The 23,370-nt window shown below is 39.1% G+C and carries 22 protein-coding genes; 14 read left to right on the top strand and 8 right to left on the bottom strand.

The features are described from left to right. Positions 1-11 precede the first annotated feature (11 nt). From IAE19_RS04475 to IAE19_RS04460, 4 genes are all read left to right on the top strand, one after another. Positions 12-914 carry a class II glutamine amidotransferase gene (locus IAE19_RS04475; RefSeq protein WP_200459730.1) on the top strand — a complete coding sequence of 301 codons (903 nt, stop codon included), beginning with the start codon at positions 12-14 and terminating at the stop codon, positions 912-914. A gap of 27 nt (positions 915-941) precedes the next feature. After that, positions 942-1,661 (top strand): protein glxC, encoded by a 720-nt coding sequence (locus IAE19_RS04470; RefSeq protein WP_200459729.1) that lies wholly within the window; start codon positions 942-944, stop codon positions 1,659-1,661. A 20-nt stretch (positions 1,662-1,681) separates the two neighbouring features. Then, complete coding sequence (locus tag IAE19_RS04465) at positions 1,682-3,016, top strand: FMN-binding glutamate synthase family protein (RefSeq protein WP_200459728.1); 1,335 nt, start codon at positions 1,682-1,684, stop codon at positions 3,014-3,016. A gap of 448 nt (positions 3,017-3,464) precedes the next feature. After that, positions 3,465-5,411 carry an acid phosphatase gene (locus IAE19_RS04460; protein WP_200459727.1) on the top strand — a complete coding sequence of 649 codons (1,947 nt, stop codon included), beginning with the start codon at positions 3,465-3,467 and terminating at the stop codon, positions 5,409-5,411. Between the two features lie 160 nt (positions 5,412-5,571). Here the strand turns inward: IAE19_RS04460 and IAE19_RS04455 are convergent, their stop codons facing one another. Continuing rightward, complete coding sequence (locus tag IAE19_RS04455) at positions 5,572-6,243, bottom strand: TetR/AcrR family transcriptional regulator (protein ID WP_227610757.1); 672 nt, start codon at positions 6,241-6,243, stop codon at positions 5,572-5,574. Positions 6,244-6,487: 244 nt separating this feature from the next. Between IAE19_RS04455 and IAE19_RS04450 the strand changes: the two genes are divergently transcribed. The 6 genes from IAE19_RS04450 to IAE19_RS04425 all read left to right on the top strand — a co-directional run bounded on the left by IAE19_RS04450 (position 6,488) and on the right by IAE19_RS04425 (position 12,256). Continuing rightward, positions 6,488-7,324, top strand: a complete 837-nt coding sequence (locus tag IAE19_RS04450) for a fumarylacetoacetate hydrolase family protein (protein ID WP_200459726.1) — start codon at positions 6,488-6,490, stop codon at positions 7,322-7,324. Positions 7,325-7,385: 61 nt separating this feature from the next. Further along, positions 7,386-8,324 (top strand): VOC family protein, encoded by a 939-nt coding sequence (locus IAE19_RS04445; RefSeq protein WP_200459725.1) that lies wholly within the window; start codon positions 7,386-7,388, stop codon positions 8,322-8,324. Positions 8,325-8,341: 17 nt separating this feature from the next. Further along, positions 8,342-9,901, top strand: coding sequence for a bifunctional 3-(3-hydroxy-phenyl)propionate/3-hydroxycinnamic acid hydroxylase (locus IAE19_RS04440; RefSeq protein WP_200459724.1), 1,560 nt, complete (start codon positions 8,342-8,344; stop codon positions 9,899-9,901). Positions 9,902-9,914: 13 nt separating this feature from the next. Continuing rightward, a complete protein-coding gene (locus IAE19_RS04435) occupies positions 9,915-10,622 on the top strand; it encodes a CoA transferase subunit A (protein ID WP_200459723.1) in 708 nt (235 codons plus the stop codon). A gap of 2 nt (positions 10,623-10,624) precedes the next feature. Continuing rightward, positions 10,625-11,257 carry a CoA transferase subunit B gene (locus IAE19_RS04430; protein WP_200459722.1) on the top strand — a complete coding sequence of 211 codons (633 nt, stop codon included), beginning with the start codon at positions 10,625-10,627 and terminating at the stop codon, positions 11,255-11,257. 114 nt (positions 11,258-11,371) lie between these two features. Next, the gene (locus tag IAE19_RS04425) at positions 11,372-12,256 is read left to right on the top strand and encodes a transporter (RefSeq protein ID WP_200459721.1); all 885 of its coding nucleotides are present in this window, start codon (positions 11,372-11,374) and stop codon (positions 12,254-12,256) included. A 236-nt stretch (positions 12,257-12,492) separates the two neighbouring features. Here the strand turns inward: IAE19_RS04425 and IAE19_RS04420 are convergent, their stop codons facing one another. From IAE19_RS04420 to IAE19_RS04395, 6 genes are all read right to left on the bottom strand, one after another. Then, complete coding sequence (locus tag IAE19_RS04420) at positions 12,493-13,716, bottom strand: OprD family outer membrane porin (protein WP_200459720.1); 1,224 nt, start codon at positions 13,714-13,716, stop codon at positions 12,493-12,495. Between the two features lie 94 nt (positions 13,717-13,810). Further along, on the bottom strand, positions 13,811-14,470 hold the full coding sequence (locus IAE19_RS04415) for a 3-oxoacid CoA-transferase subunit B (protein WP_200459719.1): 660 nt from the start codon (positions 14,468-14,470) through the stop codon (positions 13,811-13,813). A 67-nt stretch (positions 14,471-14,537) separates the two neighbouring features. Next, a complete protein-coding gene (locus tag IAE19_RS04410) occupies positions 14,538-15,194 on the bottom strand; it encodes a 3-oxoacid CoA-transferase subunit A (protein ID WP_200459718.1) in 657 nt (218 codons plus the stop codon). A gap of 1 nt (position 15,195) precedes the next feature. Next, positions 15,196-16,566, bottom strand: coding sequence for an MFS transporter (locus IAE19_RS04405; RefSeq protein ID WP_200459717.1), 1,371 nt, complete (start codon positions 16,564-16,566; stop codon positions 15,196-15,198). A 51-nt stretch (positions 16,567-16,617) separates the two neighbouring features. After that, complete coding sequence (locus tag IAE19_RS04400) at positions 16,618-18,105, bottom strand: bifunctional 3-(3-hydroxy-phenyl)propionate/3-hydroxycinnamic acid hydroxylase (protein WP_200459716.1); 1,488 nt, start codon at positions 18,103-18,105, stop codon at positions 16,618-16,620. A gap of 51 nt (positions 18,106-18,156) precedes the next feature. Further along, positions 18,157-19,008 (bottom strand): fumarylacetoacetate hydrolase family protein, encoded by an 852-nt coding sequence (locus IAE19_RS04395; RefSeq protein WP_200459715.1) that lies wholly within the window; start codon positions 19,006-19,008, stop codon positions 18,157-18,159. 111 nt (positions 19,009-19,119) lie between these two features. On the opposite strand from IAE19_RS04395, the gene IAE19_RS04390 reads away from it, so the two are divergent. The 3 genes from IAE19_RS04390 to IAE19_RS04380 are packed head-to-tail and all read left to right on the top strand — an operon-like array spanning position 19,120 to position 21,095. Beyond that, positions 19,120-19,665, top strand: coding sequence for a VOC family protein (locus tag IAE19_RS04390; RefSeq protein ID WP_200459714.1), 546 nt, complete (start codon positions 19,120-19,122; stop codon positions 19,663-19,665). A gap of 12 nt (positions 19,666-19,677) precedes the next feature. After that, positions 19,678-20,424 (top strand): IclR family transcriptional regulator, encoded by a 747-nt coding sequence (locus tag IAE19_RS04385; RefSeq protein ID WP_200459713.1) that lies wholly within the window; start codon positions 19,678-19,680, stop codon positions 20,422-20,424. Positions 20,425-20,480: 56 nt separating this feature from the next. Beyond that, positions 20,481-21,095, top strand: coding sequence for a glutathione S-transferase family protein (locus tag IAE19_RS04380; protein ID WP_200459712.1), 615 nt, complete (start codon positions 20,481-20,483; stop codon positions 21,093-21,095). 187 nt (positions 21,096-21,282) lie between these two features. Here IAE19_RS04380 and IAE19_RS04375 read toward each other — a convergent pair whose 3' ends face one another. Continuing rightward, complete coding sequence (locus IAE19_RS04375; protein ID WP_200459711.1) at positions 21,283-22,176, bottom strand: LysR family transcriptional regulator; 894 nt, start codon at positions 22,174-22,176, stop codon at positions 21,283-21,285. Between the two features lie 155 nt (positions 22,177-22,331). Between IAE19_RS04375 and IAE19_RS04370 the strand changes: the two genes are divergently transcribed. Beyond that, positions 22,332-23,369 carry a cupin domain-containing protein gene (locus IAE19_RS04370; RefSeq protein WP_200459710.1) on the top strand — a complete coding sequence of 346 codons (1,038 nt, stop codon included), beginning with the start codon at positions 22,332-22,334 and terminating at the stop codon, positions 23,367-23,369. Position 23,370: the final 1 nt, after the last annotated feature.

Below are 23,370 nucleotides of genomic sequence, written 5' to 3'. Positions count from 1 at the left end.
GGAGAAATCACATGTGTGGAATCGTTGGCTTATATTTAAAAAATCCTGCTCTTGAGTCTCAACTTGGTAAATTATTTGAACCGATGTTGGAGTCGATGACAGGTCGTGGTCCTGACAGTGCAGGATTTGCGATTTATGGTGATGAAGTGCAAGACGGTTGGGTCAAATTGACTTTGCAAAGTACTGACGAAGATTTTAACTGGCAGGCTTTTGCAGAAAAATTACAAGCAAAATTGGGCACAGGTTTTGACTGGTTTCAAAATGCCACTGCTGCGGTAATGAAAGTTGAATCAGATGAAATGACTGTACGGGCGACGATAGTCGAATTGGCACCCCAGCTCAAAATTATGAGTGCAGGACAAAGCATTGAAATTTTAAAAGGCATGGGTTTACCTGTTGAAATTTCTGAACGGTTTGGACTTGCCACTATGAAAGGTAGCCATATTATTGGGCATACCCGTATGGCAACAGAAAGTGCCGTGACGATGGAAGGTAGTCATCCATTTTCAACAGGTGCAGATTTGTGCTTAGTCCATAATGGTTCATTGTCAAATCACGCACGATTACGTCAAGAGTTAAAACGTGAAGGCATTACTTTTGAAACAGATAATGATACGGAAGTGGCGGCTGGTTATCTGACCTGGCGTTTACAACAAGGCGATAATTTGGAGCAAGCCTTGAATCATGCACTTGATGATTTAGATGGATTCTTTACTTTTGCAATTGGTACTCGTGATGGTTTTGCGGTAATTCGGGATCCGATTGCTTGCAAACCAGCAGTGTTAGCTGAAACAGACGACTATGTAGCGATGGCTTCAGAATATCAGGCATTGGCATCCCTACCGAATATCGATAAAGCCAAAGTATGGGAACCAGAGCCCGCTACTTTATACGTTTGGGAACGTAGCGCATAACAACATTTGCAAAATGAGGAGAATCAAATGAATACAGTATTGGCAAAAATCGAACACGTTAGCAAAAACACATATGATTTAAACCATGACAGCATTCGTGAGTTAAATCAGGCGCTTCATAACAGTGAAGTTGTGGCAGAAATAAAAAACTGGACAGTAAAAAATCCCGGGGGGCAACACAATATAGCGGTGGGGATTAACGCACCGATTAAAGTCACTATTGAGGGGCATGCTGGTTATTATTGCGCAGGTATGAATCAAGAAGCAGATATTGTAGTGAATGGCAATGTTGGCGTAGGCGTTGCAGAAAACATGATGTCAGGTTCAGTCCATATTAAAGGCAATGCATCACAAGCCGCAGGTGCAACTGCGCATGGGGGAACTTTGATTATTGAAGGTGATGCAGGCGCTCGTTGCGGCATTTCCATGAAAGGGGTAGACATTATTGTTGGTGGCAGCATTGGACATATGAGCTGTTTCATGGGACAGGCTGGTCGTTTGGTGGTCTGTGGAGATGCTGGAGATGCCTTAGGTGACTCACTTTATGAAACTCGTATTTATGTCAAAGGTAGTGTGAAGTCTTTAGGTTCTGACTGTATCGAAAAAGAAATGCGTCAGGAACATGTGGCTGAACTTGCAGAACTCTTAGAAAAAGCAGGCTTCAACGAAGATCCAACGGCATTCAAACGTTATGGTTCAGCACGTCAGCTTTATAACTTCAAAGTTGACAATGCATCGGCTTATTAAAACGTATCGGAGAATACAACATGACTCAATCAACTACACAATTTGAACCTGTACTACGTGAATCCGCTACATTTGACCGTTTAACGATTCAGGAAATTCAACGTGCTGCTGCCACAGGAATTTATGACATTCGTGGAGGAGGAACTAAACGTCATCTTCCGCACTTCGATGATTTACTTCTGCTTGGTGCAAGTATGTCACGCTACCCATTAGAAGGTTATCGTGAAAAATGCGGAACTGATGTGGTGTTAGGGACTCGTTTTGCAAAAAAACCAATCCACTTGAAAATTCCTGTAACCATTGCGGGTATGAGTTTTGGGGCATTATCAGCCAATGCAAAAGAGGCTTTAGGTCGTGGTGCATCTGTCGTAGGAACATCCACCACAACGGGTGATGGGGGGATGACGCCAGAGGAACGGGGTCATTCAGAAACACTGGTTTATCAATATTTACCATCACGTTATGGTATGAACCCAGATGATTTACGTAAAGCTGATGCCATTGAAATTGTTCTGGGACAAGGTGCAAAACCAGGTGGTGGCGGTATGTTACTTGGTATGAAAGTGACTGAACGTGTAGCGGGTATGCGTACCTTACCTGTAGGTGTCGATCAACGCTCTGCGTGTCGTCATCCAGACTGGACGGGGCCAGATGATCTAGCCATTAAGATTGCGGAAATTCGCGAAATCACGGATTGGGAAAAACCGATTTACGTGAAAATTGGGGCAAGTCGTCCATATTATGATGTCAAACTGGCTGTAAAAGCAGGTGCAGATGTGATCGTTTTGGATGGCATGCAAGGTGGAACAGCAGCCACGCAAGAAGTGTTTATTGAACATGTGGGTATTCCAATTTTACCTGCCATTCCTCAAGCTGTTCAGGCACTCCAAGAAATGGGTATGCATCGTAAAGTACAGTTGATCGTTTCTGGTGGTATTCGTACCGGTGCCGATGTTGCCAAAGCAATGGCACTCGGTGCAGATGCAGTCGCAATTGGTACAGCTGCGCTTATTGCACTGGGTGATAACCACCCACGCCTCAATGAAGAATTGAAAAAAATCGGTTCGGCTGCGGGTTATTATGATGATTGGCAAAATGGTCAAGATCCGGCAGGGATTACTACACAAAACCCTGAATTGGCAAAAAATCTTGATCCGATTGAGGGGGGGCGCCATTTGGCAAATTACTTACGCGTCTTGGTGTTGGAAGCCCAAACAATGGCACGTGCTTGTGGTAAATCGCATCTGCATAATCTTGACCCTGAAGATTTAGTTGCTTTGACTGTTGAAGCAGCAGCAATGGCACGTGTGCCCTTAGCTGGAACAAACTGGGTTCCGGGACATTTGGGAGGATAAGCGCTTAAATAACAACAGGTCGCAATATATGCTATCGCGTGAATAAGGAACGCATAGCATATATCGCCTTGTAATTTGAGTCATTAAAAGCAAACTATAGAATATATAAGCTAACACGCTTGAATTTATACAGTTGTGTTTCCACCTATCATATTCTGTGGCTAATTCTCTAAATGATTGTAAGCTATGAAAAAGATAGAAGAATGAACGATATGATTTATCATGATGGTCGTTTTGAGTGATTAATAAAAAAACTTTATTGCTTTGACTAAGCTCGCGTCCTTTAACCAAATTAATTTTAGAGATTTAAAAATTTTGTTTAAATTCAGGTTGCTCTCATCGTGTTTTTAACATGATTTGTTTAGACAATTTAAAATTAATTCTGGCTATGTAATAACAGCTAAACATAGATGATGAAAGATACCGTTTTTTATTAACGGATCGAATCATGTCAAGCTTTAAAATAAATACACTTTTATTATCACTAATTTCATGTTCAGTTTTTTTTACGGGGTGTAATGATAGCCATTCTTCTGATGATGACGTCAGCGTAAATCAGGAAACTCCAGCAGCTCCAAAGGGCGTGGGATACGAAGATACTGCTCCATTAGCATTGAACATAACACCAATTGTAGATTCCTGGATAACCAACCAACGCGGTGATGCACGTTATGCAACGGTCAAAACAAATGCGGGAGTGAGAGTTTTAAGTGGTTTTCTTGATGTATGGACCCCATCAAGCCTATTTGTAGATGCAGGCGTTTCTGCACAAGCCCAAGATGGATTTCCTGCCGTTACCCAATCAAACTGGACGGGTTTACCTGCCGATTCTACAGATGGCAGCAAAAAAAATGCTGATGTACTCAATTACAATATTAATTACTCTGTCCAGACCACTCATAACCGAACAGAAGAGGATGCTATAAGGGCCTATCTAGATGATAGACGTGGAAAAAGTTATAGCGTAACTACAGGCATGGGAGCATTGACTGATCCTTGGCGAGCATTAACTGGGCAAACTACTACAATAAACTCCGTGCCAAGTGATGCAAATCAAGTGAAATATGATGATAAAGGCAATAATACAGGACTGACTACAGCTGAAGGAAATACAAATTTTGGTAAAGTTGTAGAATTTATTCAGGCCATGGGAAATAACTCTTCAACTGAACCTGCAAAACGTTTTTATAAATATGCACGTCCATATCGCTGGAGTACAGATGTTATCGTTGTGTCTAGTTTAGAATCGGCAAAAAGCAGCACTCCCTCAACAGATGGTGGTTTCCCTAGTGGTCACACCGCTGAAGCTGGTCGTAATGCAATTGCTATGGCTTATCTGGTTCCACAACGCTATCAAGAAATCATAGCCAGAGGTATGGATCTGGGGGATTCTCGTATTATTGCAGGTATGCATTCTGCGCTTGATGTGATTGGTGGAAGACTTCAGTCTATTGCTGCCGATGTTGCAAATCTCAATGCTATGACGCAAGCAGAAAGAAAAGAAGCATACTCGCAAGCCCAGACACAACTGATGAAAGCAACCAATACTTCCACCTTTGAGGAATTCTACGCTTTATCCAAAACGCCTTATGATACCAATGATCGATTCGCTGATCTTGAAAAATTAAAAAAACAAGTTGATCAGTGGATGACCTATGGATTTAACCAGATTAGCGATAAAACTAAAACTGCAACGGTACCGAAAGGTGCTGAAATCTTACTTGAAACACGGTTCCCTTATTTGAGTGCAGAACAACGTCGTGTAGTTTTAAAATCAACGGCATTAGCCTCAGGCTATCCTGTTATGGATGATACCGAGGGATATGGGCGCTTAAATTTATTCAAAGCAGGAGGTGGGTATGGCAATTTTAACGGAGATGTGTATCTAACGATGGATGCTGATTTAGGTGGCTTTAACCAATATGATCAGTGGAATAATGATATTACAGGTGAAGGTAAACTTACCAAACTAGGCACAGGAACCTTGGCATTAGCAGGAAACAACGCATTTACAGGAGGAATCGATCTTAAACAGGGCAGTCTTGAATTATCATCTGAGAATGCCGCTGGCCAAGGTGATATTTATATGCATGAAAACAGCAGACTTAATATTAATGCCACCAAGACAGTGAATGTTTCTGGTAATTTAACTCAGCTTTCAGGAACTATGCTCAATGTTAACTTGCAGTTAAATACATTGCCTGCGATTCAGGTTGGTAAGACAGTCACTTTAAATGGAACATTACAGCTAATAACAAAGACCAATTTACCAACAGGAACATACACTGTTTTATCAGCCAAAAAACTTCAAGGAAGCTTTAAAAAAGTGACATTGAATGGAAAAGATATCACTGCAAATTATCAAAATAATAGCGTGGTATTTACAGTCTCATAAACCAGTTTTATTGGGTCGTGACCATGCTCTAAAATAGATGACAGGATTTCTTTTAAAACCGAGTGAAGCAATGAGCTCGGTTTTTTCATCTATTAAAAAATAGTAGCACTGGATCGTTAATGCATTATTGATTGAAGTGTTTTATCCGTCGCTAGAAAACTTAGCGAATTTGGTGATTTTTTAATACCGTAAAAAAGGGAGTTTGTATGTTAACTTCTGACGGCAATGGTAGACTCATTAATCTTTGGGCTTCCTCTGGAGCAATGCCTAAATTGATAAAAAGAGTTTCTATTACTAGATTAAAATAATCCTGATCCACCGCTTCTGTTAGAATCGTTTCCAATGAGTAATAAGCAGAACCGAGAAAAATATCGCGGGAAACTCGATAATCCTTAATAATGACTAACCCTAGATCGTGTGCTTTTTTTAAATCTCGAGTTAGATACCGTGAAATATTTCTACCACGAAGAGTAAATCTTGGCCCTACGCTGGTAATTAACTGTCCCCAAACTGGATAACGTGTTGCAGAGCGTAAGTATAATTTTGTGGCTAACATAACTCGTTCAAGAGGATGATCAAATTGAAAAATAATAGGCTCAATAATATCTAATATCTCGTCACTCATCTGTATTGCAAGTTCAGTAAGTAATTCATTCGTCGAAGTAAAATAATTATAAAACGTACCTCTAGATACACCCGCATGTTTGACGAAATCATCAATCAACAAATTTTGTTCGGCAGGCACTTGGCAATATAGATCAAGTGCAGAAACCATTAAATGATTTTTCATTTTTTGCTTTTTTTCTAAGCCAACTCTACTTCGGTGATCCAATTTGGCCTCTTTAAACGCTTTAAGCTATGTCTTTGAAATCATAAATATATTAACTAAATTCCTGCATAAATCCAAAAATTAATATCTATGTATCTTATATAAAAATAAAAGTTTTTAAAAATCATAAACATAAGTAAATTAACTTTAAATTTTAGAAAAATACTTGACAAATAAGATGATTAAATCAAATATGACGATATGTCATAATGACAAAATGTCAATTAACAAAAAAGGAAATTTAAGCATGAAGCTGGTCCGATTTGGTACACAAGGAAATGAGAAGCCAGGGATAATTGATGGCACTGGTTGCATCCGAGATGTTTCAACGATTCTTCCAGATTGGAGCCCCGAATGGCTAAACAATGAGAAATTAACCACTCTGCAACAACTCGATTTAGAAACATTTCCAATTGTAAGTAAGGATGAACGTCTAGGTATGCCAGTCACGGGTGTGCGTCAGTTTGTCGCCATTGGGCTGAATTATGGTGAACATGCTCGAGAAGCGGGGATGGAGTTACCAAACGAACCTGTAGTTTTTCTAAAAGCCATCACTTCTCTTAGTGGCCCCTACGATGCTGTGGTCTTACCGCCAAACTCATTAGCTACTGATTGGGAGCTAGAACTTGGTTTTGTGATTAGCAAGACCGCCAAAAATGTACCTCAAGCGGAAGCTTTAGAATATGTAGCAGGGTATTGTCTTGCCAATGATGTTTCTGAACGCGAATGGCAATTGAAACGTAATGGACAATGGGGAAAGGGCAAAAGCTTTGATACGTTTGGTCCAATTGGCCCGTGGCTGGTGACAAGTGATGAATTAACTGATCCTCAAAATATTCAATTTTCATTAAAGGTCAATGATGAGGTCATGCAATCCGCCAATACCAGTGACATGATTTTTTCAGTGGCCGAAATTATTGCCTATGTCAGTCAATTTATGACCCTTTTACCTGGCGATGTTGTGATTACAGGAACACCAGCGGGTGTAGGTGGCGGTATGAAACCACCACGCTTTCTCAAAAAAGGTGATGTTGTCACTCTGGAAAGTGATGTACTGGGTCAGCAAAAACAAGTAGTTGCGTAATCCAAAACTTCTCTCTGTTTTCTTTACGGATCAAAGAAATAAACAGCACTAGGATAATGATATGAATAAAAAACGAAAAAACCAGCTTGCGATTCATTCTATTTGTGAGTTTGTGTTCAGTGTTCCTGATCTACAGCAAGCCTATGATTTTTACAACGCTTTTGGTTTGGAGGTAAAAAATTCAAGCGAAGGTTATCTTGAGCTTTATACATATGGATGTGCTCATCGTTGGGCGAGAATCTATCAGGATGGTGACAAGAAACAATTAAAATGGCTATCTTTTGGCATATATGCAGAAGATTTTGAAGCCATACAACAGCACATTATTTCAAAAAATATCCCGATGATTGCTGCTTTGGATGATCAGGCAAAGCAATCATTTTGGATAGAAGGCCCTGACAGCCTTCCTTTACAGATCATGGTGACGGATAAGGTATCTCCAGATTTTAAATCCCAAGCCATCCATCCCTTAACTGAGTCATTGGTTGGTCGTGCGCCAAACCGCAAATTAATTACTCAGGTTAATCCTGGTTATCTATCACATCTTTCAATTTTTGCGACTGATGTTGAAGCTACGGTCTCTTTTTATGTAAATGTCTTAGGCCTGCGTATTTCAGATCAGTCACGCGGCATTGTGGCATTTTTACATGGTGCACATGGCAGTGATCATCATCTACTTGCGATTGCCAAATCCAATGGCAGTGGTTTGCATCATTCAAGTTGGAACGTGGATCGGATTGATGATGTTGGGATGGGAAAGCAGCAAATGGAACAGGCTGGTTATGATCAAGGATGGGGAATGGGGAGACATGTCTTAGGTTCGAATTATTTTCATTACGTTCGAGACCCTTGGGGTAGTTATGCTGAATATTCGCATGACATAGATTTCGTAGCACATGATCATGACTGGCCAGCCGCAGATCATCCTGTTGAAGATTCGATGTTTGTTTGGGGGCCTAACCCTCCAAAAGATTTCATCATCAATTATGAAACCATTTAATTAAAAGGAATTTAATCATGGTAGCTCAACAAACAGATGTAATTATTGTTGGTTTTGGACCTGTGAGCGCAGTTTTAGCATTAAATCTGGCAAGAAAAGGTCATCAGGTTCAGATTTTTGAGCGTTGGACAGAGCGTTATCCTTTACCCCGTGCGATTTGTATTGATCATGAAATGCGACGCATGCTACTGACATTGGGCTTGGAACAGCAATTAGAAACCATTCTTCAGCCAGGTGAGCTGTATAAATGGGTCAATGCAGACTGGAAAGAACTGATTACCTTTGACTGGACCCGTGAATCTATTTCAGGAGGGGCGGAAGTAAATTTTATTCATCAGCCAAGCTTTGAAAAACTAGTGGAAAATGAACTGAAAAACTATCCGAATGTTGATGTTCGCCTTGGTTACGAAGTTTTAAACGTTGAGCAAAATACACAATGTGCTCAAGTGGTTGCTCAAAATCTGGCGACGGAACAAACCGACACTTACTCGGCACGTTTCGTAGTAGGCGCTGACGGAGCAAATAGTATCGTACGGCAGTCGATTGATGCTAACTGGTTTGATAAAGGTTTTCAGGCAGACTGGTTGGTGGTTGATATTATTCCAAATGAAGATGCTCCTAATAATATTCCAACTGAAGCCACACAATATTGTAATCCAGGACGTCCAACCACGATTGCACCAGCGGGACTATTTGAAGGTAAATGCCTAAGAAGATGGGAATTTATGCGTTTACCCCATGAATCAGTTGCCGATCTTGAAAATGAAGAAAAAGTTTGGGAATTATTAAAACCGTGGGTCACACCTGAACAGGCCACGCTCATTCGCTTTAAATTATATAATTTTAAATCCTTAATTTCACAAAAATGGTGTGAAGATCGAATTCTGATTGCAGGTGATGCAGCACATGTCATGCCACCATTTATGGGACAAGGTATGTGTGCAGGTTTTCGGGATGCCTTAAATTTATCATGGAAAATTTCTGGCATATTAAATCATCAATACAGCAATGAAATTTTAGGTACCTATTTTGAAGAGCGTAGCCCTCATGTCAATGATGTTATTGAATTATCAATGTTTTTGGGTAAAGTGATTTGCGTGTCTGATTCTGCCGAAGCCCAACAAAGAGATCAGGCATTTTTTGATGGAATTGTACCTCCACCGCCCAACTTTCCAGATTTAACACACGGTATTTTAGCGCAAGAACCAAAATTTAACCCGCAGCAAATTGCAGGAAAATTGTCTCCGCATAGCATTTTACAATGCGGCGCAGTACGCAAACGGCTGGATGATTTAATTGCAGGGAAGTTTGCATTATTAACGCTTGATCCAACCTCAGTATCTATTTTTTACCCTGATCAACTGAAAGTTATTTCATTGTTAGACGAACAGTCCAAAGATGTGCAGCAGGTAATGATTGAGTTTATGCAGCAACACAACATTCAAGCAATGTTAGTTCGCCCGGATTTTTATATTTTCGGTGCAGTCGAACAGACTGAAAATGTCCAGCAATTAGTGAGTTATTTTGAGGACTATATGCAGCAATATCAGATAGGCAATGTAGCTGTTTCGGCTTAATCAGGGAAATGACATGAGTAAAGTATATCAAGATGCAGCAGCAGCATTGGCAGATGTGATTCAGGATGATTTAACCATCGCTGTGGGGGGATTTGGCTTATGTGGTATTCCAGACCAACTCATTTGTGCAGTACGAGATAGTAATGTTCAAAGGCTGACCTGTATTTCCAATAATGCTGGACTGGATGATTATGGATTAGGAATGCTGTTAAAAACTAGGCAGATTAAAAAAATGATTGCTTCTTATATTGGAGATAATCAGGAATTTGAACGCCAATTACTTGCTGGTGAGCTCAACGTTGAACTAACCCCGCAAGGTACTCTAGCAGAAAAGCTACGTGCTGCGGGTGCGGGTATTCCAGCATTTTATACTCGTACGGGCGTAGGGACTATTATAGCAGATCATAAAGAAATCCGTGAGTTTAATGGTCAAGAATATTTATTGGAACAATCCTTTGATGTCGATATTGCTTTGATTAAGGCCTATAAGGCGGACAAGGCAGGCAATCTGGTGTTTAGAAAAACAGCCCGAAATTTTAATCCAGACTGTGCGGTTGCAGGGAAAGTAACTGTTGTTGAAGTGGAACACTTAGTTGAGATCGGTGAGATTGATCCTGATGACGTTCATTTACCAGGTATTTATGTACAAAGAATTATCCATATACCCAACCCTGTAAAACGTATGGAACAAATTAAGCTGAAGGAACAGGCTGGAGCATAAAAATGAGTTGGTCAAGATTAGAAATGGCGCAACGTGCCGCACAAGAGTTACAAGATGGTTTCTATGTCAACTTGGGTATTGGTTTACCCACTTTGGTGGCGAACTATATTCCAGTAGATTCACAAATCTGGTTGCAATCAGAAAATGGTTTATTGGGCATGGGTGAGTTTCCAACTGAAGAAACGGTAGATGTTGATCTCATCAATGCTGGAAAGCAAACTGTGACCGCAATTCCTGGGGCTTCATTTTTTGAAAGTTCTGCCTCTTTTGCCATGATTCGGGGTGGCAATATCGATGTGGCAATTTTAGGTGGAATGGAAGTGTCAGAACAAGGAGACTTGGCCAACTGGATGGTTCCGGGTCAAAAAGTCAAAGGCATTGGCGGTGCAATGGATTTGGTCGCTGGGGTAAAAAAAGTGATTGTTCTTATGGAGCATTACGCTAAATCAGGACAACCAAAACTGTTAAAACAATGTCAATTACCCTTAACGGGTAAAAAAGTAGTGCAGCGGATTATTACCGACTTAGGCGTAATTGATATTACACCCAAGGGTTTTAAATTAGTTGAACTCGCCACAGATGTATCTGTAGAGCAAATTCAGGACGCAACAGGCGCAGAATTAATTATTGAATAAAATTGAATATTCAGTAAAAACTTAATTTCTTAAAAACAAAAAATTGATGGCTTCAACCCAAAAGCAGGATAGGACATCTTGCGGGTTGAGCCATGCCTAAAAAGGACGTATCTCATGTTGAAAACAACATTAAATGTAATGTGCGGCTTCATATTGTCTGTTGTAAGTGCTCAGACCTTTGCTCTAGAAAATGGTGCGGATTCTGCGGCGTTGGGTGCAGAAGGAAATATGGCAGGTAATTTACCTCCAGCAGGGGTTTATTTGTTGACCTATTTTCAGGATTATAGTGCCAATCAAATGGTTGATTATCATGGAAATTCGAGCATTCCAAATTTTGATTTAGATGTAGATGTACTGGTGTTACGAGTGGTTTGGATGACGGATAAGACCTTTCTAGGGGGGCAGTTTGGATTTTATGGCATTCAGCCTATGATTAGTATGCGTTTAAATGCAGCAAGCTTATCTGACCGTGATAAAGGTTTAGGAGATACATCATTTGCGCCATTATTAGCATGGCATATGGGTAACCACCATTTTGGTATGGCGCTGGAAAATGTTTTACCGACTGGGAATTATGATAAAAATCATTTAGCTAATATTGGGAAGAACTACTATACGGGACGGCCGATGTTTGCCTATACCTATATGAACCCCTATGTGGATATTTCGGCTAAGTTTTCCTATAGTATCAATGCCAAAAATGAGGATACCCATTATCGTTCTGGCAATTATGCGGCCGTTGACTATAATCTTGGCTATCATGTTTCTCCAACGTTAACGGTGGGCGTGCAGGGCTATGCTTTAAAACAAACCACGGCTGATACGGTGAATTCTATCAAAATTGAAAATAATAAAGCACAGGTTATTGCTTATGGGCCTTCCATTGCTTATCACCCTTCAAGGCAATGGTTTTTGGAAGGAAAATATTTGATTGAAGATCAGGTAGAAAATCGCACAAAGGGACAAAGTGTTGGGCTGAAATTTGTCTGGAGTTTCTAAGATTTTCTATTTTTGATCTTTTATAAACATCACAATATGACAAATAGGCTTACAGATAGCCAAAGTAAGTCTATTTTTAGCAAATTTATAAATCGTATGAGCTAAAACAAAAAGCGATTGGTGAAAGAAAAAATTATTAAACGCACTCAAGCTTTAGTGTCAGTAAGCATACTGATACTCACACTAAAGCGTTTAAGCTGCTTCAAAATTAATATTTGTAGCTATTATATATCAATCTAGAACTTATAAGTGTAATACAGTCCTAGTCTATTTTCGATGTAATCTTTGGAGACAGAGTTTTTATAATCAGCATATAACCAAGAGATTCCTAAACCTTTTAATTGAAGCTGTTGAAAATCATAATTTAAGATCAGATCAAACTCTTTTTCTGTCCCGTTATTGCCAGTGTTGGTTTTAATATGATCGCCATCATAGTAGCGGATAATACTCTTTAAACCATTCAATGGCGTGTCTTTGAAATCATAATCATAGCGCACTTGCCACGAACGTTCATCTTGTTGCATAAATGTTCCCACTGACCAATTAGCCGAATAAACTTGAGGAACCCAGTTTGCCAATAGGGGAAAAGCATTGTCACCTCCTACATATTTATAGCCAAGTCCAAAGGTATGATTGCCATAATTCAGCATATGAATGGTCGCATATACTTGATTATCAAGTTTCCCTTCTAACGCATCGCCTGACTCTTTGGTGTCAAATAGATAAAAGTTTGACTTTAAATGGATAGTGGCGTTGAAGTTATGTCGAAACTCATAGCTTAGAAAATGTTGGTCATAAATATCTTCTAATTTTGCATAGAAATAACGAATTTGCTGATCATTAAAATCATAATCCAGCCCTACAAAATCCAGTGCATCAGATTGTGCTTTATTTTTACCATTTGTTAATTGGAACTTATAATAGTCTTCAGCATTTCGCCCACTGACTTTCGTTAAACGACCTGCGGTAATTTTGGTATTTGCGAAGTCTTTTGATTCTAAAATACCTCCTAAAAAAGTGGTGGGTAGTTGCATTGCAACATCCGTATGTACAATTGGAAGTTTGGGAATCACTTCACCTATTTTTAGTTCAGTATCAGAATATTTAAATTTAGCTGTTGCTCCTAGTTTAAGTTGATCCTGTGCCTGTTGCTGTTTGGATGCATCATAAGGCATGACATTATCTACAATATTTTTTGCGGAACTTAAACGATACGCGTAACGGGCAGATAAATCCAAACCAAGCTGTAACGGTGTATCTGTATAGCCAGAATTTATTGTGAGTGTTGCTGCTTGCGACCAGTTACTTAAGTCCTTGCTATTGGCATCATCAAAATTACGATCAAAATAGAAATTTTTTAAATATAGATTTGCTGTTGTATCTTTTACAAAATCAGCATGCACTACAGAATTTAGGCAAGACGTTGCTATTATCCCCAAAAGGACTGAGTTAAGTTTCATGTTTTCTTCCTGAAAAATATTGTAGTTTTTGAATCAGGCCCCTTGAAATTCCGCTTTCAAACGGCCAAAACATTCAGATTTTTGAGATGACTATTTACATCTTCTTTGAGATCATATTGATTAAAGGTGCATCGGTTAAGGACTGTAAATTTTCAAAATCTAAGCCTTCAATCATTTCAATGACTTTAAGACCTTCGTCCTCAATCTCTATGACACAAAGATCAGTATAAATACGGTCAACACAGCGCTTTCCTGTCAACGGATAACTGAGCTGTTTCACAATTTTGGCTTCACCATTTTTAGTGATGTGTTCGGTAGTCACAAACACTTTTTTTGCACCTACGGCCAGATCCATTGCACCGCCCACTGCTGGAATATCATCGGCAATACCCGTATGCCAATTTGCTAGGTCCCCATTGGCCGCGATTTGAAAAGCACCAAGCACGCAAATATCAAGATGACCCCCTCGCATCATGGCGAAAGAATCTCCATGATGAAAAAAACAACCACCAGTGAGCATGGTGACAAATTCTTTTCCTGCATTAATTAGATCGGGATCTTCTTCGCCATGTTTTGCTGGAGGACCAAAAGCCAGTAAACCATTTTCAGAATGCAGGAAAATTTCCTTATCTTGAGGAAGATATTTTGCAATGCGTGTCGGTATCCCAATCCCTAGATTCACATATGAACCCTCTGGAATATCTTGTGCAACACGTGCAGCAATCTGGTCACGTGTTAATTTTTGATAGGTCATTTTGATTCCACGTATTCAAAAATTTTACTTAAGAATGAATGCATTCATTTCATTAAAGGTGCTGTATTCAACAGTGCACAACATGCTGAACAAAAATGCCCGGAGTGACGATATGTTCAGGATCAAGCTCTCCTAACTCAACAACCTCAGCAACTTGGGCGATGGTTATTGCGGCAGCCATGGCCATGATTGGGCCAAAATTTCGTGCTGATTTGTTGTAAATCAAATTGCCCCAACGGTCACCTTTATGCGCTTTAATCAAAGCAAAATCTGCTTTAATAGGAAGCTCAAGTACATAGTCTTTGCCATCGATATGGCGTGTTTCTTTCCCTTCGGCGAGTAACGTTCCATAACCTGTAGGCGTAAATACTGCGCCCAAGCCCATACCCGCGGCCTGAATACGACAAGCAAGATTGCCCTGTGGTACGAGTTCGAGCTCAATTTTTCCTGCACGATATAATTCATCAAATACCCATGAGTCTGACTGACGGGGAAAAGAGCAAACCATTTTTTTGACACGACCTGCTTTTAGTAATTTGGCTAATCCATAATCCCCATTACCTGCGTTGTTACAGACAATGGTTAAATCTTCAGCGCCTGTTTCAATTAAATGATCAATCAGTTCCGCGGGCTGACCAGCTGTACCAAAACCACCAATAAGAATGGTTGCACCGTCTGGAATGGATTGAAGTAATTCATAAGCTGAATGATGAATTTTATTCATATTAAATATGTCCTTTTACCAAATCTTTTTGCGGGACTATTTTTATGGTAAATGTCAACATAATGATTGCGCCTAGAAGCATTAAGACACTGCCATACACCATGCCTGTAGCAAAAGAATGGGTAAGATCTTTAAGGAAACCAATTAAGAAAGAGCTCACAATAGTCGCTGAGTTTCCACAAGCATTAATAAACGCAATACCAATGGCCTTGTGATCACTGGATAAACTTTCATCAGCAAATGCCCAGAAAATTCCCATAGTGCTGAAGCCTGCCATACATGCTAAACACAACCCTATAATTTGTAGTACTGGAGCTTGTAAATAGGCTGCCATTAGCCAACCGATGAAACCAAATAGCATTGGGAAGAAAGTATGCCAATATCTTTCCTGAGTTTTGTCCGAGCGATAGCACAGAAAAAATAAAGCAATAATGGTAACCAGATGGGGGATTGCCACAATAATTCCGTGTGCAACAGAACTTAGATTGGGTAGCGAAGCTGAAACAATTTGCGGAACCCAAATATTGACCATGCCGCATGTGGTTACGATACAGAAATAAACTATTGCACAACGTACGATTGAGCGATTTAAAAAGGCCCATGTTGAAGGAAGCATGGCAGCATTTTGTTGAGTCTGCTGAAGAATAGTTTTATTTTGCAGCTTTTCTTCTTCTAGGGCTTGAATCAGTACCTGTTTTTCTTCTTCATCTAACCACTTGGCATCTTTAGGTGTATTGGGTAATTTCGCATAGACTAAAAATCCAAGAATGATACATGGCAAACCTTCTAGTAAAAACACCCATTGCCAACCAGAAAAGCCATGCCAATCATGCAAGTTTAAAATATAACCGGTAATAACAGCACCAAACATCGCAGTAAATGGCATTGCCAACATGAAAATCGCATTAGCACGAGAGCGGTGTGAGGTAGGAAACCATTGAGTCAAATACAGTAACATGCCAGGCATAAAACCTGCCTCAGCAATACCCACAATAGCTCGAATGATGTAGAGAGATTTTTCATCCGTTGCAAATGCGGTACAGCTCGATGCAATACCCCACACGATAATAATGGTTCCAATCCACAACTTGGTGCCAAATTTCTTTAGCATTAAATTACTTGGAATGCCAAAACAGATATAAAAGATATAAAAAATAGTATTGGCCAAACCAAAACTCAACGCGGTCAATCCCAAATCTGCACTGAGCTGTTTGCCGACAAAACCAATATTAATACGATCTAAAAATGAAAAAATGAACAGTATTAATAGAAAATACAAAAGTTTACGTCTTACTTTTTGTACTGTATTTTCTAATTTCTGATTTTTTTCAGGCACAGCAGTGACCTGAATTCCAATTTGTTGTGAATCCATAGTTTCTTCCTTTGAACACGATATGGATAGGCGATTTGTATCGCCTAAGAGTTAATGTGTAATCACGTCGTATAAATGTGTTGCCTTGATGAGTTGTTCGATACTTTGTTGGGAAGATGCCTTGCCAAAAATATAACGATCAGGTCGGATTAAAATGGCGTGTGTATGATTTTCACGAAGCCATTGCATAATTTCTGGACAATTTGCATAGATAATAGTGAAGTGTTCAAGCTCATGTAGCTCAAGTTCTTCAATTTCTGACTGAAACTCAGGTAGAACAAACAAACAGAAGTGATAGCCCGCAACATCATCACTGAGTTGTTGTTGAGCTAAAATGAATTGGGGTGCAATCTGACCATTAATTTCTTCTGTCTGCTGAATAAATCCTTTACCTAATTTTGGGGTCGGGGTAATGAAGTTTTTTAATTGGGAAACTTGTTGCTGATATTCGTGGTCTCCGCAATAATTTTGAATGATTTTTCCAAAACTAACTGCACCTTCAATAAACTCTTTGACGTGAGAAATGCGTTCCGAATGATAGCTTTCGATCAGATCACTATGCTGATCATCACTTACCATTTGTTTTAATTTCCAAGCTAAATTAGCTGCATCACGAATTCCGGCTGCCATACCTTGTCCCATAAATGGGGGAGTCTGGTGTGCTGCATCACCTGCAATAATCAAACGATCTTTGTACCATTGTTTGGCAAGTAAAGCATGAAAAGTATAGACAGCAGCTCGTTCAATCTCTGCGTTTTCAGGTTGAATATATGCTGACAGCAATTGCCAGATGGTTTCAGTCTGGGTTAGTTTTTGAACATCATCTTCTGGCATCACCATAATTTCCCAACGTAATCTTTGTCCCGTGCCTTTGATATAACTCATAGGACGTTGTGGATCACAGAATTGGATACTATAGTCACCTAGATCATTACTATTATTTTTAACAATAAAATCTACAACCAGCCAACGGCTATGCAAATTTAAATCTTCAAATGTTGTTCCAATTAGTCGACGGATTAATGAGCGTGCGCCATCACAACCTACTACGAACTTCGCTGTAGCCTGATGTAGTGTGCCATTGGCTAAGTTTTCAAAAAATAATGTGCATTGCTCAGGCTGTTCATCAATTTTGTAAACTTCATGACGTAGTTTAAGCGTCAATAAAGGATGACGTTCTACATGCTCGCGTAATGTGGCTTCCAAATCAGGTTGATGAATTCGATAGGCTGAACTCCATTGATGTATACCTTTCTGAGTGGGTCTTTCCCAAGTAATCAGTAAATTTCCTTCTGCATCAACAAATTTCATGCCAGGGCCGGGTACTAGTTCTTTTTGCAATTTCTCAGCAACACCAATCGTTTGAAATACCCGCATACATTCGGCATCAAAACGGATAGCACGTGGTAGCTGCAAAATTTGTGGTTCACGTTCTAAAACTAAAACGTTTAAACCCTGTTTTACTAATAAATTGGCGAGTGTTACACCTGTTGGCCCATAACCCACAATGGCAATATCATAATGTTGTTTTAATTCCATTTTTACTCCTCCTGAGTGAAAGAGGCTTTATTGTTAAAGCCCCCATTCGAATTAACCTTCATTTTTTACGATATTTTTCAGGATTCCGACTTTATCTACTTCAATTTCAACAATATCGCCTTCTTGAAGTAAAACAGGTGGATTACGTTTCAAACCAATACCACCTGGGGTGCCACTGACAATCACATCGCCAGCGCTTAATGGAGTAAAGGTAGAAATATAGTTAATCAAAGAAGGAATATCGTGGATAAGCTGAGTGGTTTGAGCGCGTTGTAATTCCTGACCATTCACACGAGTAATCAGGGTCATAGTTTCATTTGCTTTAATTTCATCAGTTGTTACTAACCAAGGACCAAAACCACCCGTCTGGAAGAAATTTTTACCTGGCCCCCATTGGGCTGTATGGCGCTGCCAGTCACGAACTGAACCATCGTTGTAGCATGAATAGCCAGCAATATGATCCCATGCCTGTTCTTTAGGAATACGGCGACCTCCTTTTCCAATGACAATCGCAATTTCCCCTTCGTAATCAAACTGTTCTGTTTCGACTGGACGTAATAAAGGTTGGTTGTGACCGACTTGTGATGGCGCAAGTCTAAAGAAAATCATAGGTTTTTCAGTGATTTCACGCTGAGTTTCTTGCACGTGGTCAGCATAATTCAAACCAATACAGAAAATTTGTTCAGGATTTGGAATGACGGGTTCAAATTGAATGTCTTCGAGTGAGTAGTCAACAGGTGCATTTTTAACAGATGTTAAGATTTCAAGAAAATTATCTTCAGCTAATAAACTTTTTAAATCGACGTATTTATCTGAGAAATACTTTTTGAGATCAATAACGGATTGATCCTTAATTAAACCAAATGATGATTGACCGTGGATGCTGAAGCTTAATAATTTCATGGAAATCTTCCTTGTGTTGTTTATGTTATTATCAATAAATAATAACAATTGACATAATATTGGCAAACAATATATTTTGTGTCAACATTTTTATCAATTATTGAGAAAAACATGAAAGGACTTAAATTTAGCCATATCGGAATCTATGTCACTCACATGACCAAGATGGAGCAGTTTTATACTGAAATTCTCGGTTTTTTTGTGACGGATCGTGGAAAACTCGATACACCTCGTGGTGAAGTGCAATTGGTTTTTCTAAGCCGTGATCCAAAAGCGCATCATCAGATTGTGTTAGCAACAGGCCGGCCTGAAGAATCAATCTTCAATCCGATTAATCAAATTTCCCTAGAGGCGGATAGTTTAGAAACTTTACAAAAGCTTTATGCCAAATTTGTAGAGTTGCAAATTCCTCATGTAGATCCGATTACTCATGGCAATGCGATTTCTTTTTATGCGCCAGATCCTGAAGGGAACCGTCTTGAATTATTTATTGATACGCCTTGGTATGTATCGCAACCCATGAAGATTCCGTTAGATTTAAGCAAAGATGCAGATGAACTGATGGCTGAAGTTGAAAATCATGCTAAAAGGTTACCGGGTTTTTGCCAAAGAGCCGAGTGGGAAGGTAAAATGCGTCAACTGATGTCTATGAATTAAGCTGAGCGTGCAATGTCTACATCCAATAACATGCTAAATATTCTCACTTTATTTTCTATAGAAGAACCTGTTTTGGATGCAGACATTATTTGTGAAAAATTGAATTTTTCAAAACCCACCGGGTATCGTTATATTAAAGATTTAGTTGCGCATGGGCTTCTACAAAGATTGTATGGTGGTCAATATACCTTTGGACCTAAAATTTCTGTTATGGATTATATTTCACAACAATCTAATCCCATACTTCGGTTATCAATTCCTTTAATGCTGGATATCGTCGAGCAAACAGAATTTAGTTGCTGTCTAACGCAATTTTATGAAGATTATTGTATTGATATTCATCATGAAAGTTATAAAGACTCATCGTTATTGGCATATGGAAGAGGTCGTCCACGACCTGCTTATGTCGGTGCGGCGCCCAAAATTATTTTGGCAAATACGGCAATGAAAATACAGAAAGCCATTTTCCAGAAATATCACGAGCACTTTATTTCGAGTGGATTTGTCGAAACTGAAGCCGAATTTTTAGAAAAATTGAACCAAATTAAAAAACAGGGTTATTACTTGTCTAAAGGAGAGTTAGAGCCTCATTTAGGTGCATTGGCAGTTCCCATTATTTACTCTACAAAGGCATTTCCTCTTGCATTAAGTATTGTGGGTTCTGTTAAACGCTTTAATTTGATTCATGTTGAAACGATTGTGGAAATTTTAACAAAAGCAGCAAATCACATTGAAAGTGAATTTAAAAATGCTGAGTAATGACAAGGTGAGTTGGCTTATTGATTGAACGTCAACGACCCGATTTGAGGTGAAAAATGATTACACTTTGGGGACGTACAAACTCCACCAATGTTCGAAAAATACTATGGTGTTTAAATGAGTTAGAACTCAAATTTGAGCATATTCAGGCTGGAGGGCCATTTGAGATTGTAAATACTACTGAATATTTACAACTCAATCCAAATGGTTTAGTGCCCTGTCTTCAAGATGGAGATTTTACGTTATGGGAATCCCATACCATTTTACGCTTCTTGGCAGAAAAATATGCTCAAAAAGGTTTATTCATTAGTGATATTGAGCAGCGTTATGCGGCTGAGAAATGGATGGATTGGTGTCTAGGCGGAATGAGTCCTATTTTTAAAATGATCATGATGCATACAATAAAATTGCCTCTTGCCCAAAGAAACATGAGTTTATTGCAGCAGGCTCTGCAAGAGCTGGACGTAAAGTTAAATGTTTTGAATCAGCATCTAGAGTTTCGGTTATTTATTGCAGGCGAATATTTTTCTATAGCAGATATTGCTTTAGGCAGTTATATGTATACTTGGAAAAATCTGCCCATTGATCAATCACTAAAATTTCAGGCGATTGACTTATGGTTCGAGAGATTAATGGAGCGACCAGCATTACAGTCCGTTTTAAAGCTTTAATACCCCATGAATTAAAAATCTAAATTTTTTGTTCAATGTCTTTTTCTTAAGCGAAGAGTGACCAAGATGTATGAAAAGGCCACTCGCTAAAATTTAAAGAGTAGGTTGTTAAAATTCGAATTTATGACATGAAACTCGTCATAGCATAATTTTTATATCTATTTTTAGTTAATATTTCCTCTGAGAATTATTGACAAAATAAGTGGAAACATATTTGTCTCAACCATTGGTTACTTGGAGTTTTATGAGCTCTTGAATGCCAATGTTGTTTAACGCTATAGGTTGGAAAATGATAGGGCAGCTCTAATATTTGCAAATTGCCCCTGACTAAAAGTAGTTGGCTCAAATAGTGCGGAATAGTTGCTATCGCGTCTGTGTCTTGTACCACAAGACCAACTCCCAAATAGCTCGGTAAACGAAGTAAAATATTTCGATTAACCCCCAGTTTTTGCAACTCATGTTCCAATACATAATGTCCACCAGTTGCAAAAATGTCGATATGTAATTCTTGACGAAACTCTTCATCTGATAATGTGGGGCCAGTTAGTCGTGGGTGATTTTGACTGGCAATACAGACATAATGTTGTTGAAATAAGGTTTGTTGATAAAAACCCGCTTCTAATTGGGGTAAAAAACCAATAGCTAAATCAATTTCTCCATTCGACATGAGCACAGGAGTATCCGCAGTAATCGGTATAATTTCCAGTCGAATATTGGGAGCATTTTCACGTAAATAATTAATCAGTTTAGGTAATAAAACCAGATGGCTGATATCTGTCATGCTAATTCGGAACTGATAATTCGATGTTTGGGGATCAAATTCAATATTATAACTTTGTACTAACTTTAACCGATTTAAGATTTCCACTACTAAAGGATAAATTTGTTTAGATAATTCAGTTGGTTGCATCTTATTTTCAATTCTTACAAACAGTTGATCCTTAAAATGTTCCCGTAATTTATTTAAGGCAATACTTAAGGTGGGTTGACCAATATTTAATTGTTCAGCCGCTTTAGAAACACTGTTATGTTTATAAATTTCAAAGAATATTTGTAAAAGTCTAGTATCTAAATCAAACAACCCATGAATCCTTGTATTGATATTATCAATACAGACTATTCTTTTTTGTGCATGGATTCAACAATTTTTGATTGTTACATTGATGAACACGGAAGACTTGTCTCAGACAGTTCACAAAAGAATTGTGCTGTTGAGCAGTAAAAAGAGGATCAGCAATGGAACAGTTAGCAACACTGGATGACTTGCCAAAACGTTATCTTGGTCAACTTGAAGAATCAAATCTTGTACCTTTATGGCCTAGCCTGCGGAATGTATTACCGCCGCATAAACCGATGCCTCAGACTCAAGCCACTGCATGGTATTTTAAAGATATCAAACCATTACTGTTAGAAGCAGGGGAATTAACTCCTATTGAAAAGGCTGAACGACGGGTGCTGGTTTTAGCTAATCCAGGACACGGTCTTGAAAATATGAAAGCGAGTTCGGTTATGTACTTGGGCATGCAGCTTTTATTACCGAAAGAATGGGCGCCATCCCATCGTCATACACCAAATGCAGTGCGTTTAATTGTGGAGGGTGAGGGAGCCTATACTACTGTTGAGGGGCAGAAATGCATGATGGAACATGGGGATTTAATTCTTACTCCATCAGGACTTTGGCATGAACATGGACATGATGGTGATGAGCCAGTGATTTGGCTAGATGTTCTGGATTTACCGCTAGTGTATTACATCGAAGCATCTTATGTACAACCGGGTGAGCTTCAGAAAGTGGTGAGTGCGGGTAATGCACATCATTATGGTGCGGGTATTGTACCAACCACGCATTTTATTCGTGAAAATGCTTCTTATCCGATGATGCGTTATGCATGGAAAGATACGAAAAAAGTCTTGAATGCATTGGCTGAAGATAAAAACCATCAAGCACCTATACAGGTCACTTATATCAACCCAGAAACCGGAAATGATTGTCAGAATATTATTGGATATTCCGCTTTAATGCTGCGTCCAAATGAAACTGTTCAATTGCAACCACGTTCTACTGCTCAAATTTTTCATGTGATTGATGGTCAATTACAACTTAGGATCGATCATAAAAATTTCAATTTGGGCAAAGCGGATACATCTTGTGCACCGTGTTTTGCATATATTGATTTAATCAATAGCTCGGATCAGCCATGTTATCTGTTCGTTGCAGATGAAGCTCCTTTACAGCGGAAATTAGGTTTGTATTCAGTGCGTGAACGTCACTGAT

This window comes from Acinetobacter sp. S40 (assembly GCF_016624705.1).
In the GTDB taxonomy this organism is placed as follows: Bacteria; Pseudomonadota; Gammaproteobacteria; order Pseudomonadales; family Moraxellaceae; genus Acinetobacter.
This window is presented reverse-complemented; position numbering and strand designations above follow the sequence as displayed.